We start from the raw sequence: 13,064 nt of genomic DNA, 5'->3' as shown, positions 1-13,064 counted from the left end.
GCGGGCAAGGGGCCGGGCGGGGGCGGCCGCCGCGCTGCGGCCGCCCCGTCGGGGGACTCAGCCGCCGGTGAGGGCGGTGTACTCGTCGGCGCTCAGCAGGTCCGCCGGCTCGCCGTCGAGCCGGACCTTGAACAGCCAGCCACCCTCGAAGGGGGCGGAGTTCACCAGGGCCGGCTCGTCGATGACGGCCTGGTTGACCTCGACGACCTCGCCGGTGGCGGGGGAGTACAGGTCGCTGACCGACTTGGTGGACTCAAGCTCGCCACAGGTCTCACCTGCGGTGACGGTTTCGCCGACCTCGGGCAGCTGCACGTAGACGATGTCACCGAGGGCGTCCGCCGCGTGGGCGGTGATGCCGATGGTCGAGACACCGCCCTCGGCGGCCGTCAGCCACTCGTGCTCCTTGCTGAACTGCAGGTGCTGGGGGTTGCTCATGGCGTCATTCTCCAGGATGGGAAGCAGTCGGTGGAAATGCGGGGTCGCCGGATCGGCCCGGCGGCCCGGACAAGGGTGACGGTGGGTGACCGCGCTCACCCGGGCGGGCATCCGCACCGGCGCCCGGCCACAGGGTTCGGCCGCGGTCCGCACCGCAGGGCCTTCAGCGGTGCGGTCTCAGCGGGCGCGCTTGTAGAACGGCAGCGCGACCACCTGGACGGGCTCGTGCTTGCCGCGCACGTCCACCGCGACGGTGCTGCCCGGCGCCGCGTGCTGGGCGTCCACGTACGCGATCGCGATCGGCTTGCCCAGCGTCGGGGACGGCGCACCCGAGGTGATCCGGCCGATCGGGGCGCCCTCGGCGTCCACCACCGCGTACTCGGCCCGCGGCACCCGCCGGCCCTCGGACACCAGGCCGACCAGCACCCGCGGCGGGTTGGTCTCCGCCTCGGCGGCCGCCTGCTCCAGCGCCTTGCGGCCGACGAACGCGCCGCCGTTGGTGGTCTTGTCGAAACGCACCACCCGGCCCAGGCCCGCGTCGAACGGGGTCAGGTCGGTGTTCAGCTCGTGCCCGTACAGCGGCATGCCCGCCTCCAGGCGCAGCGTGTCCCGGCAGGACAGGCCGCACGGGATCAGGCCGACGCCCTGCCCCGCCCCGGTCAGCGCGTTCCACAGGTGCTCGGCGTCGGCGGGGGCCGAGAAGATCTCGAAGCCGTCCTCGCCGGTGTAGCCGGTCCGGGCCAGCCAGACCTGCTTGCCGGCCACCGTCGCGGGCAGCAGCGCGTAGTACTTGAGACCCGGCAGGTCGGCGTCGGTGACGGAGGCCAGGATGCCGTTCGCCTCCGGGCCCTGCACGGCGATCAGCGCGTACGCGTCGCGGTCGTCGCGCACCACGGCGTCGAAGCCCTCGGCGCGGGCGGTCAGCGCGTCCAGCACCACCTGGGCGTTGGAGGCGTTCGCGACCACCATGTACTCGTCCTCGGCGGTCCGGTAGACGATCAGGTCGTCCAGGATGCCGCCGTCCTCGGCGCAGATCATGGTGTAGCGGGCGCGGAGCACGCCCAGCGCCGAGATGAAGCCGACCAGCGCGTGGTCCAGCAGCTCGCCGGCCTGCGGGCCCGACACGGTGATCTCACCCATGTGCGAGAGGTCGAACAGGCCGGCCTTCGTCCGGACGGCGAGGTGCTCCTCGCGCTCGCTGCCGTAGCGCAGCGGCATGTCCCAGCCGGCGAAGTCGGTCATGGTGGCGCCGAGGGCGCGGTGCAGCGCGTCGAGCGCGGTGAGACGGGGGGACGACATGGCCTGTACTCCTTGGGCTGGGCACTCAGGTGAGCGCACGCCGGACCGGTCCCGACGGGGACCCGACCTGCGCGCGGGCATGCGGCGGCTGGGTCTCCCCATCTGTCGTCACAACCTGAGAGCTTCACCGCGCGCTGCCCTGGGGACAGCATGGCGGCTTGCACCGTGGGTGGGCGCACGGCAGGGCCGTGTCCGCTTTCCAGATGTGCCTCGCCCGTGCGGTAGGGGTGCCTGAGAGATTCCGGGGAGGACTTGCTCCTTCGGCGCCGGCTGTACCCCAAGGGCACTCCGGACTCTCCCGCGCGGGTTCGAGCGGCCTGTATGGAGTTGGGCGCCCCGCCGAACGCGCACGAGGACGGGCACATCATGGCATAGGAAGCCCAACATTAGGCTCGGCTCACCTCCGGGGCGCTCCTTGTCCGGGCTCGGCTCACCTCCGGGGCGCTCCTGTCCGGTGCCGACGGTCGTCGCTCCCTCACGCCGGTCAGGGCTCCCGGGTTCGGGCGGTCCGCGTACGGGGCTTCGGGCGAGGGCCGGGCCGGGTTCCCGGCGGCTCGGGGGCTGTTCGTACGCGGGGCTCCCGGGCCGGTGGGGGGCGGCTTCTTCGTGGTCCTGTGCGCCCGGTCGGGCGGGGGTTCGGGCCGATAGGCTTGGCGGTCAGGCGAGAGATGGGGCGGTACAGGGGCGTATGGGTTACCCGGCGGAGGATGCGCAGGCGTGGGGCGGGCCGGGGGCGGCGCCGCCCGGGGGGAGCTGGCCGGCGAACGAGCTGGAGCAGGTGCTCACCGCCGCGCTGGGCGACCCGGGGGCCACGCCGCGGGTGATCGAGGTGCTGGCCCGCAGCCAGGTGTGGATCCCGCTGCCGGCCGGGGCCGACCCGCAGGGGCAGTCGCTGGACCTGCCGACGATCGAACTGGGCGGTGCGCCGTACGTCCCGGTGTTCTCCTCCCAGGAGCAGTTCCTGCAGCACGCCCCGGGGCTGGCCTTCGCGGTCGCCCCGGTGTGGGAGTTCGCGCGGGGGCTGCCGCTGGGCCTGGGGATCGCGGTCAACCCGGACGCGCCGGTGGGCATCCCGGTGCCGCCCGCGGGGGTGGCCGAGCTGCGGCGCGGGCCGCGGGAGGACCGCTGGGACGCCGCGCCGGACGCCGGGGCCGGCGGCCGGGTGGCGCTGCGGGAGCCGGCGCCGGAGGAGGAGCCGTTCGCCTTCCTGTCCGCGGCGGCCGCCGAACTGGGCGCGCTGCCGGGTGTGCTGACGGCGCGTCGGGCGCTGGCCAGCGTGGAGGGCGAGCCGACCGTCATGTTCGTCGGGGTCCAGCTCGATCCGGCCTGGCCGGCCGACGCGGGCGCGGTGAACGAGGCGCTCGGCCGGGCGCTGGGAACCGCGCCGCTGCCGGGCGGCGTCCACCTCGTGCTGCTCGACCTGGTGGACGACCCGGTGGTCGAGTGGCTGCTCGGCCGGGTACAGCCCTTCTACACAAGGATGTGACCGGCGGAGTTGGGGCACGTCGGCATGGCGACTGTCCGCAGCGCCCCATAGGCTGCGTCCGGACACCCCGGGACGGACACCCCTGCCACACCGGCGGCGGCAGACCAGGAAGAGGGCTCGAAGTGGGCGAGCGGGGCGAGCGCGCCGGCAGAAGGTGCGCGTTTCGCGTGGCGGCCATCGAGGTGGGCGTATGAACGCGGCAGCGGCCGGCGGCGGAGCACCGGGCCCGTGGGGCCCACCTCCCGCGGCACGCCCCGGCGGTGACCCGGGGGCGCTGGAACGCGCCCTGCGCGAGGTCGCGCCGGAGCGGTACGAGGCGTACGAGGGCATGCTGCGGGCGCTGGCCGAGGGCCAGGTCTGGATGCTGCTCTGGCACGGCTCCGCGGGCAGTCCCGACGCGCAGTACGGGAACATGGACGTCTCCGGGCACGGGTACGCGCCCGCGGTCACCTCGCCCGAGCAGCTGGCGTCCAGCGGCTGGGCGCGCGGGCACGAGGTGATCTCCGGGCAGGAGATCGCCGCCTCGCTGTACCGCACCCGCTGGGGCCTGTGGCTGAACCCGCACGCCCCCGGCGGCGGTGTCGGCATCCCGTGGGCGGACCTGCGGCGGATCGCGGCGGGCCTGGACCGGCTGCCGGCCGGGCCGTTGCACCTGAGCGAACCCCAGGTCCAGGCACCGCAGTTCTACGGGCTGCTGGAGCACCAGGCGCTGGAGGTGCGGGCCGTCCGGGCACTGCGCCGGGCATGGGTGCGTCCCGCCGTGGGTGAGCCGTACCTGGCGATCGGACTGGAACTGTACGACACCTCCCCGCCGGCCGTGGAGGCGGTCCGGGCGCTGATGCAGCGGGCGATCGCGGTGGCCCCGGAGGGGCTCGCGGTGTCGACGGTGGCGATGGGCGACGAGTACGACCCGGTGGCGATGTGGATGCGGGCCAACGCGCGCCCGTTCTTCGACCGCGAGGCGGCCGGCCGGCCGCCGGTGGCCCCGTACCCGGCCCAGGCGTACCCGCCGCAGGCCTCGTACCCGTACGGCACCCAGCCGCCGCCCGCGGGCCCGGGGTGGCCGCAGCAGCCGTGGCCGGGCTATCCGGGCCGCTGAGGTCCGCGTCCCGCAATTCCCGCCCTGTGCGGCCACGAAACATTCATTTCGCACCCGACCGGCCTGATGTCATGTCAGGCCGGTCGTGGCGTTTCCGGGGCATTCGGCTGCCACTTCTGTCATTGATCTTGACATGCATGTAACAGATATGTGAAGAAGCATATGCGGCCCCCGAGGCCGTGCATGCCGACAGATCACAGTTGGGCATCCTTCGGTTGTCAGGGCTGGCGCAAGCCCGGGGGAATGGCAGAGAGTTCTGCGCAATGCAGTGCTCACACCGGGCCCCACAAGGGCGAACGTGCACGCAGACCGCATGATCCGCGCGATGCCCATCCCGCGCGGAGCACTTGAGCACCTCCGTTCCGCTGTACTTCCGCAACGCCGTACCGCCGATCCGGCGACCAGCACCACCGCACCGTTGCAACACGCACCAGTAGCGCCACCCGCTCACGCAGTCCTGACCCGGACCGGGTCGGAACACCTCGCGCGACCGGGCACCGTGGGCCGGCCACCGTCGGCGAGGGGACCGAACTGACTCATGACCACACCCATCGACACCACCGGATCCGCCGGCCCGGCCGAGACCGGACCGGCACCCGCAGCGGCGCCGGTCAAGAAGATCGAAGGCCGTTCCCCGGGCAGAATCGCCTGGGACCGCCTCAAACGCGACAAGGTCGCCCTCGCGGGCGGCGTCGTGGTGATGCTGCTGATCCTGGTGGCGCTCTTCGCCCCGGTCCTCACCGCGCTGCTCGGCCACCCGGTCGACGAACCGCACCCGGACCAGATCAACCCCGAACTGGGCCTGCCCAACCATCCCTTCGGCGGGATGAGCAGCGACTTCCTGCTCGGCGTGGACCCGACCTTCGGCCGGGACGTCTTCAGCCGGATCGTCTACGGCGCCCGGATCTCGCTCGGGGTGGCCTTCTCCGCGGCGGCCCTCTCGCTGCTGATCGGCGTGGTGCTGGGCGTCGCGGCCGGCTACTTCGGCGGCTGGATCGACGCCGCGATCAGCCGGGTCATGGACATCCTGCTCGCCTTCCCGCAGCTGCTCTTCAGCATCGCGCTGGTCTCGGTGATGCCCCCATCCCTGCTGGGCGTGGACGGCAGCTTCCTGCGGATGGGCATCCTGGTCGTGGTCATCGGCTTCTTCGGCTGGCCCTACATCGGGCGCATCGTCCGAGGACAGGCCCTGTCGCTGCGCGAACGGGAGTTCGTCGACGCGGCCCGCAGCCTCGGCGCCGGCCCGGGCCACATCCTGCTGCGCGAGCTGCTCCCGAACCTGGTGGCCCCGATCCTCGTCTACACGACGCTGATCATCCCGACCAACATCCTCAGCGAGGCGGCGCTCAGCTTCCTCGGCGCGGGCGTCAAGCCGCCCACGCCCTCCTGGGGGCAGATGCTCTCCCAGGCCACCAAGATCTACCAGGTGGACCCGACCTACATGGTCGTCCCCGGTCTCGCGATCTTCATCACCGTGCTCGCCTTCAACCTCTTCGGCGACGGGCTGCGTGACGCGCTCGACCCCAAGGGCAACTGAGCCCCTTCAGACCCACCCCCCCACACCAGGGGACAGCACCCCCTCGGCGGACCGATCGGGCCCGCACATCTTCAGGAGGAACCGTACTCATGACGCGTAACCGGACGCTCGCCGCCGCTGCCCTGGTGGCCACGCTGGCGCTCACCGCGACCGCCTGCGGCGGCTCGAAGGGCGGCAGCAGCGACGCCAACAAGGGTGCAGAGGGCGGCTTCAACGCCGCGGTCGGCAAGGTGCTCAACCCTTCGGACAAGAAGGGCGGCACCATCAACCTGTGGACCAGCACGGACGCCGACTCCTGGGACCCGGGCCGCGCCTACTACGCCTCGGTGTGGAACTTCCAGCGCTACTACGCCCGCACGCTGCTGACGTACGACTCCAAGCCCGGCAAGGACGGCCTCACGCTCGTCCCCGACCTCGCGGCGGCCCAGCCCGAGATCGCGGCCGACGGCAAGACCTACACCTTCAAGCTGAAGTCCGGCGTGAAGTTCGAGGACGGCTCGCCGATCACCTCGAAGGACATCAAGTACGGCATCGAGCGGATCTTCGCCCAGGACGTCATCAGCGGCGGCCCGACCTACCTGATCAACTCCCTGGACCAGGGCCAGGACTACAAGGGCCCGTACACCGACGCGGACCCGAACAAGCTGGGCCTGAAGACGGTCGAGACCCCGGACGACACCACCATCGTCTTCAAGCTCGCGAAGCCGGACTCGTCCTTCCTCTACCTGCTCGCGATGGGCAGCGCCTCCCCGGTGCCGCAGAAGCTCGACACCGGCTCCAAGTACGGTGACAAGCCGGTCTCCTCGGGCCCGTACAAGTTCAAGTCGATCGAGCCCGGCAAGTCCGTCGAGCTGGTCCGCAACGAGAACTGGGACCAGGCCACCGACACCGTCCGCAAGGCGCTGCCGGACACCGTCAAGCTGACCATCACCACCAACTCCGACGACATGGACGCCCGCCTGCTCGACGGCTCGGCCGACATCGACTTCAGCCAGACCGGCCTCTCCCAGGCCGCCGGCGCCAAGGTCCTCACCGACCCGAAGCTCAAGGCCAACACCGACGACGCCTACAACGGCTTCATCCGCTACATCTCGGTGGTGCCGAAGGTCGCGCCGTTCGACAACGAGCACTGCCGCAAGGCCGTCCTCTACGCGGCCGACACCACCGCCCTGCAGACCGCCCGCGGCGGGTCGACGGCCGGCTCCACCTACGGCTCCATGCTGCCCCCGAACATCCTCGGCTCGGACGACTACGACCCGTTCGGCTTCACCAAGGGCAAGCCCAACGTGGAGAAGGCCAAGGAGGAGCTGAAGCTCTGCGGCAAGCCGGACGGCTTCAAGACCAACATCGCGGTCCGCGGCAACAAGGAGAAGGAAGTCAACTCCGCCGTCGCCCTGCAGAGCGCGCTGAAGGCCATCAACGTCGACGTCACCGTGGACCAGTACGACGGCAAGCTGATCGCCTCCGAGATCGGTTCGCCGAGCGTCGTCGCGACCAAGGGCTACGGCCTGATCGTGATGGGCTGGGCCGCCGACTACCCGAACGGCAGCGGCTACCTCCAGCCGCTCACCGACGGCCGGTTCATCACCCAGAACGGCAACAGCAACTACTCCGAGATCAACGACCCGGAGATCAACGGCTGGTTCGACGCCGCGACCGGCGAGACCGACCCGGCCAAGGCCGCCGAGCTCTACAAGAAGATCAACCACAAGGTGATCGACAGCGGCTACTACCTGCCGATCGTCGCGGACAAGGCGCTCAACTACCGCAACCCGCGCCTGACCAACGTCTACACCCAGGACGCCCTGGGCGGCGAGATCGACTTCCAGGCGCTCGGTGTCTCCGACGGCAAGTGACCTGCTCCACCCGCTCCCGTAGTTCGTACCGCTAGTCCGAAGGGCAGGTGAAGGCTTCGCCGGGCCGGCCGGGCCCCCCACAAGGGGACTCGGCCGGTCACCGGCGGCGCCGGCCGCAGTGCTCGTGTATCTCATCCGACGGCTCGTCAACGTCGTCGCCATGCTGCTGGTGGTCTCCGCGGTCACCTTCGGCATCTTCTTCATGGTGCCGAAAATCACCGGCAGCGACCCCGCACTGCTCTACGTGGGCAAGATCGCGGACAAGGCGGCGATCGAAGGCATCAGGCACAAGATGGGCCTGGACAAGTCGATCATCGAGCAGTACTTCCTGTTCCTGAAGGGCATCTTCGCCGGCCGGGACTACAGCACCGGGGTCGACGTCACCCACTGCTCGGCCCCCTGCCTCGGCTACTCCTTCAAGACCGAGCGCGCGGTCTGGCCGGTGCTGCTCGACCGCTTCGGCGTCACCGCCTCGCTCGCCTTCGGCGCGGCCGTGCTGTGGCTGGTCTTCGGCACCGCGACCGGAGTGGTCTCCGCGCTGCGCCGCCGCACCCTGCTCGACCGCTTCACGATGACCACCGCCCTGGCCGGCGTCTCGCTGCCGATCTACTTCACCGGCATGCTCGCCAGCGCGATCTTCGTCTACCAGCTCGGCTGGTTCCCGCACGACTACGTGGCCTTCACCGACGACCCGGTGGCCTGGTTCCAGAACCTGATGCTGCCGTGGATCACCCTGGCGTTCCTCTACGCCGCGACCTACGCCCGGCTCACCCGCGCCACCCTGCTGGACGTCCTCGGCGAGGACTACATCCGCACCGCCCGGGCCAAGGGCCTCGGCGAGCGGACGGTCATCGGCAAGCACGCGATGCGCTCCACCCTCACCCCGATCCTGACCGTCTTCGGCATGGACCTCGGCGGCCTGATCGGCGGCGCGGTGCTCACCGAGACCACCTTCAACTTCCGCGGGCTCGGTTACGAGGCGGTCGCCGCCATCAGCGCCAGCGACCTCCCGGTGATCATGGGCGTGACCCTCTTCGCGGGCTTCTTCATCATCCTGGCCAACCTGCTGGTTGACCTGCTGTACGCCGTTGTCGATCCTCGGGTGAGGCTGACATGAGCAAGACCCAGACCCAGACCCGGCTCCAGCAGGCGGCCGGCGCCCCCGAGGGCTTCCTCACCGTCCGCGACCTGCGGGTGCACTTCCCCACGGACGACGGCCTGGTGAAGTCCGTCGACGGCCTCAACTTCACGCTGGAGAAGGGCAAGACCCTCGGCATCGTCGGCGAGTCCGGCTCCGGCAAGTCCGTGACCTCGCTCTCGATCATGGGCCTGCACCGCACCGGCACCAAGCGCGGCGCACCGCAGATCTCCGGCGAGGTCTGGCTGGACGGCGAGGAGCTGATCGGCGCCGACCCCGACCGGGTCCGGAAGCTGCGCGGCCAGAAGATGGCCATGATCTTCCAGGACCCGCTCACCGCGATGCACCCCTACTACACGGTGGGCGCGCAGATCGTCGAGGGCTACCGGGCGCACCACCCCGGCGCGAGCAAGAAGGAAGCCCGCAAGCGGGCGATCGAGATGCTCGACCGGGTCGGCATCCCGCAGCCCGACAAGCGGGTCGACGCCTACCCGCACGAGTTCTCCGGCGGCATGCGCCAGCGCGCGATGATCGCCATGGCCCTGGTCAACGACCCGTCCCTGCTGATCGCCGACGAGCCCACCACCGCCCTGGACGTCACCGTCCAGGCGCAGATCCTGGACCTCATCCGCGACCTCCAGCAGGAGTTCGGCTCGGCCGTCATCATCATCACCCACGACCTCGGGGTGGTCGCCGAGCTCGCCGACGACATCCTGGTCATGTACGGCGGCAAGTGCATCGAGCGCGGCCCCGCCGACACCCTCTTCGAGAGCCCCGAACACCCCTACACCTGGGGTCTGCTGGGCTCGATGCCGCGACTGGACCGCGAGCTCCAGGAGCGGCTGGTCCCGGTCAAGGGCACCCCGCCCAGCCTGATCAACGTGCCCAGCGGCTGCGCCTTCCACCCGCGCTGCCCGTACGCCGGCAGCACCGGCGGACGCTCGACGACCGAGGTGCCGGTGCTCGCGGAGGCGGCCCCCGGCCACCACGCGGCCTGCCACATCCCGGCCGCCGAGCGGCACCGGATCTTCACCGACGAGATCGCGCCCCGGCTGTGAGCACGTACCACCCCTCAGGAGAGACCTCATGACGGACACTCAGGTAGCGGCGATCCCGTCACCGGCGCCCGCCTCCGACCGCGAACCGCTGCTCAGGGTCACCGGACTCACCAGGCACTTCCCGATCACCAAGGGCCTGCTGCGGCGCCAGTCCGGCGCCGTGCGCGCGGTCGACGGCATCGACTTCACCGTCAACGCGGGGGAGACCCTTGGCGTGGTCGGCGAGTCCGGCTGCGGCAAGTCCACGATGGGCCGGCTGGTCACCCGGCTCGACGAGCCGACCTCCGGCACCGTCGAGTTCGAGGGCACCGACATCACCCACCTGGGCACCGGGGCGATGCGGCCGCTGCGCCGCGACATCCAGATGATCTTCCAGGACCCGTACTCCTCGCTGAACCCGCGGCACACCGTCGGCACCATCGTCGGCGCGCCGTTCCGGCTGCAGAACGTGAAGAGCGAGGGCGGCACCAAGAAGGCCGTCCAGGAGCTGCTGGAGCTCTGCGGCCTCAGCCCCGAGCACTACAACCGGTACCCGCACGAGTTCTCCGGCGGCCAGCGCCAGCGCATCGGCATCGCCCGCGCGCTCGCCCTGCGGCCCAAGATGATCGTCGCGGACGAGCCGGTCTCGGCCCTGGACGTCTCCATCCAGGCCCAGGTGGTGAACCTGCTGGACGACCTCCAGAAGGAGCTCGGCCTCACCTACCTGATCATCGCGCACGACCTCTCGGTGGTCCGGCACGTCTCGGACCGGGTCGCGGTGATGTACCTCGGCAAGATCGTCGAGATCGCCGAGCGGGACTCCCTCTACAAGTCGCCGATGCACCCCTACACCACGGCCCTGATGTCGGCCGTCCCGGTGCCGGACCCGCGGCGCAAGGAGAACCGCGAGCGGATCCGCCTCACCGGCGACGTCCCCTCCCCGATCAACCCGCCGAGCGGCTGCCGCTTCCGGACCCGCTGCTGGAAGGCCCAGGACGTCTGCGCCTCCCAGGAGCCCCCGCTGGTCGCGCTCAAGACGGGCCACCAGGTCGCCTGCCACTTCCCGGAGAACACCCCGGAGCAGACGAAGACCCTGGCGGCCGGCTGAACGGACCCGCCCGGCGGTCTCCGGGCGTGGGAAGGCGGTGCGGCCCCGACCTCTCGGTCGGGGCCGCACCGCCGTTCCGTCCGGGGGCGCCGAGTGGTTCAGCGGCGGGCGCTCAGCACGCAGAACTCGTTGCCCTCCGGGTCGGCCAGCACCGTCCAGGACTGCTCGCCCTGGCCCACGTCGGCGAGCCGGGCACCGAGCGCCAGCAGCCGCTCCACCTCGGCGGCCTGCCCGGTGTCCGGGCGGAAGTCCAGGTGGAGCCGGTTCTTCACCACCCGGGGGTCGTCCACCCTGATGAAGAGCAGGCTCGGCAGCCGGTCCGGCGCGGAGCGGATCTCGTACTCGTCCGGATCGTCGTCGACGGTCACCCAGCCGAGCGCCTCGGCCCACCAGCGCCCCAGCTCCACCGGGTCCTTCGCGTCGACGACCACCTGTTCCCAGTTCAGTGTCATGGCACCACGCTAGGCGCTGCCGCCCCGGAGTGAGGGCCTTTGCCGGCCCGGCCGGGACCGCCGCCGGCCGCGAGGGCCTCCCGGCGAGCCGGCGGCCGATCCGGAGGCCCGCGGTCCGGATGGCGTCCGGCGCGGTGGAGACTGGTGCGGTGACCTCGCAGATCTTCCCCACCGACGTGCAGCAGACCCTGGACCTGGTCGGCATCTTCGTCTTCGCCTTGTCCGGCGGCCTGCTGGCCGTGCGCAAGAACATGGACATCTTCGGCATCTGCGTCCTGGCGGAGGTCACCGCGCTCGGCGGCGGGGTGATGCGCGACCTGGTGATCGGCGCGACGCCGGTGGCCGCGTTCAGCAACCTCGGGTACTTCTCCACCCCGCTGGCCGCCGGCCTGGTGGTGTTCTTCCTGCACCCGCAGGTGGAGCGGATCAACCGCAGCGTGCAGACCCTCGACGCGCTGGGGCTCGGCCTGTTCTGCGTCACCGGCACGGCGAAGGCGCACGACTACGGCCTCGGCTCGGTCGCCTCGGTGGCGCTCGGCATGGTCACCGCGGCCGGCGGCGGCGTGATGCGCGACGTGCTGGCGCAGGAGATCCCGTCGCTGCTGCGCTGGGACCGCGAGATCTACGCGGTGCCCGCGCTGATCGGCTCGGCGGCGACCGCCGTCCTGATCGCCGGCGACCACCTGACGGCGGCCACCGGCACGACCGCCGCGCTGACCGCCTTCCTGCTGCGGATGTTCGCGCTCAGGTTCGGCTGGCGGGCACCTCGTGCTTGGCACCGCAACGGTTCTCGCACCAGCGAGGAGTAGGCGAGCCGCCGTACGCCAGCGAGATCGCCTCGACCGTGCAGAGCAGCTCGGGCAGCAGCCGGGTGAGCACGGTGGCCGGGGCGACGTCGGCCGGGGCGGAGATGGCGCAGGCCGCGACGGCCCGCCCGCCGCTGCCGGAGATCGGCGCGGCCACGCTGGTCACCGCCTGCTTGTTCTCGCCGCGGTCCATCGCCCAGCCGAGCCGCCGGACGGCCGCCAGGTCGGCGAGGAGCTCCTCCGAGTGCTGCTGGTCGCCGTGCGGCGCCCCGGCGGCCGGCCGCCGCGTGGACCGGGCCTCGAACTCCCGGGTCACCGTCAGCGCCGTCAGCTGGTCCTCGGGCAGGTCGGCCAGCAGCACCCGGCCGAGCGCGGTCGCGCTGGCCGGCACCCGGCGTCCGATCCGGGACGCCGGGCCCAGCCAGGAGCCGGGGCTGACGGGGTATCGGCTCTCCACCTTGTCCAGGTAGACCACCTCGCCGCCCTCCAGGACCGCGAGGTGCACGGTGTGGCCGTACCGCTCGTTGAGGGAGGCCAGGTAGGGCGCCGCGACCTGGCGGACGTCGACCTCCTCCAGGGCCTGCTGGGCGAGCGAGATCAGCCGGCCGCCGAGCCGGTAGCGGTGGTCGGACTGCCGGTGCACGAAGCCGTGCGACTCCAGCGTGCGCAGCAGCCGCAGGGCGGTCGACTTGTGCACGTCGATGGAGCTCGCGGCCTGCTCCAGCGAGGCCGGGCCGTCGCCGAGCGAGGCCAGGATGGTCAGTGCGCGGTCGACCGACTGTGACATGGCGCCCCCCGGAGCGTCGTGCGG

12 protein-coding genes and 1 riboswitch are annotated in these 13,064 nt (G+C 71.5%); of the genes, 8 read left to right on the top strand and 4 right to left on the bottom strand.

Annotated features, from left to right (window positions below):
* Positions 1–57: 57 nt before the first annotated feature.
* Together gcvH and gcvT are read right to left on the bottom strand one after the other, a co-directional pair.
* The gene (gene gcvH, locus OG689_RS15670) at positions 58–435 is read right to left on the bottom strand and encodes a glycine cleavage system protein GcvH (protein ID WP_266320956.1); all 378 of its coding nucleotides are present in this window, start codon (positions 433–435) and stop codon (positions 58–60) included.
* 177 nt (positions 436–612) lie between these two features.
* A complete protein-coding gene (gene gcvT, locus OG689_RS15665; protein ID WP_266320954.1) occupies positions 613–1,734 on the bottom strand; it encodes a glycine cleavage system aminomethyltransferase GcvT in 1,122 nt (373 codons plus the stop codon).
* Between the two features lie 209 nt (positions 1,735–1,943).
* A riboswitch (glycine riboswitch) is annotated at positions 1,944–2,045 on the bottom strand.
* A gap of 377 nt (positions 2,046–2,422) precedes the next feature.
* Here gcvT and OG689_RS15660 point away from each other — a divergent pair.
* From OG689_RS15660 to OG689_RS15630, 7 genes are all read left to right on the top strand, one after another.
* Positions 2,423–3,220 (top strand): enhanced serine sensitivity protein SseB, encoded by a 798-nt coding sequence (locus tag OG689_RS15660; protein ID WP_266320952.1) that lies wholly within the window; start codon positions 2,423–2,425, stop codon positions 3,218–3,220.
* Positions 3,221–3,548: 328 nt separating this feature from the next.
* Positions 3,549–4,319, top strand: coding sequence for an enhanced serine sensitivity protein SseB C-terminal domain-containing protein (locus tag OG689_RS15655; protein ID WP_229912628.1), 771 nt, complete (start codon positions 3,549–3,551; stop codon positions 4,317–4,319).
* Between the two features lie 538 nt (positions 4,320–4,857).
* Complete coding sequence (locus OG689_RS15650; protein ID WP_266320950.1) at positions 4,858–5,856, top strand: ABC transporter permease; 999 nt, start codon at positions 4,858–4,860, stop codon at positions 5,854–5,856.
* Positions 5,857–5,945: 89 nt separating this feature from the next.
* Entirely contained in the window at positions 5,946–7,712 is a 1,767-nt protein-coding gene (locus tag OG689_RS15645; protein WP_266320948.1) for an ABC transporter substrate-binding protein, read from the top strand.
* 118 nt (positions 7,713–7,830) lie between these two features.
* Complete coding sequence (locus OG689_RS15640) at positions 7,831–8,829, top strand: ABC transporter permease (RefSeq protein WP_266320947.1); 999 nt, start codon at positions 7,831–7,833, stop codon at positions 8,827–8,829.
* Positions 8,826–9,908: an ABC transporter ATP-binding protein gene (locus OG689_RS15635; protein ID WP_266320946.1), complete on the top strand. Its 1,083-nt coding sequence runs from the start codon at positions 8,826–8,828 to the stop codon at positions 9,906–9,908. Before OG689_RS15640 ends, OG689_RS15635 begins: the two co-directional genes overlap by 4 nt.
* A gap of 28 nt (positions 9,909–9,936) precedes the next feature.
* On the top strand, positions 9,937–10,995 hold the full coding sequence (locus OG689_RS15630) for a dipeptide ABC transporter ATP-binding protein (RefSeq protein WP_266320945.1): 1,059 nt from the start codon (positions 9,937–9,939) through the stop codon (positions 10,993–10,995).
* 98 nt (positions 10,996–11,093) lie between these two features.
* Here the strand turns inward: OG689_RS15630 and OG689_RS15625 are convergent, their stop codons facing one another.
* Positions 11,094–11,447 carry a VOC family protein gene (locus OG689_RS15625; protein ID WP_266320944.1) on the bottom strand — a complete coding sequence of 118 codons (354 nt, stop codon included), beginning with the start codon at positions 11,445–11,447 and terminating at the stop codon, positions 11,094–11,096.
* Between the two features lie 119 nt (positions 11,448–11,566).
* On the opposite strand from OG689_RS15625, the gene OG689_RS15620 reads away from it, so the two are divergent.
* Complete coding sequence (locus OG689_RS15620; RefSeq protein ID WP_266320943.1) at positions 11,567–12,256, top strand: trimeric intracellular cation channel family protein; 690 nt, start codon at positions 11,567–11,569, stop codon at positions 12,254–12,256.
* Here OG689_RS15620 and OG689_RS15615 read toward each other — a convergent pair.
* Positions 12,192–13,040, bottom strand: a complete 849-nt coding sequence (locus tag OG689_RS15615) for an IclR family transcriptional regulator (RefSeq protein WP_266320942.1) — start codon at positions 13,038–13,040, stop codon at positions 12,192–12,194. The two genes, OG689_RS15620 and OG689_RS15615, sit on opposite strands and share 65 nt — an antisense overlap.
* Between the last annotated feature and the right edge of the window lie 24 nt (positions 13,041–13,064).

The sequence above is a fragment of the Kitasatospora sp. NBC_00240 genome (assembly GCF_026342405.1).
Taxonomy (GTDB): domain Bacteria; phylum Actinomycetota; class Actinomycetes; order Streptomycetales; family Streptomycetaceae; genus Kitasatospora.
The sequence above is the reverse complement of the archived record's forward strand: the minus strand, read 5'-3'. Positions and strand labels throughout refer to the sequence as shown.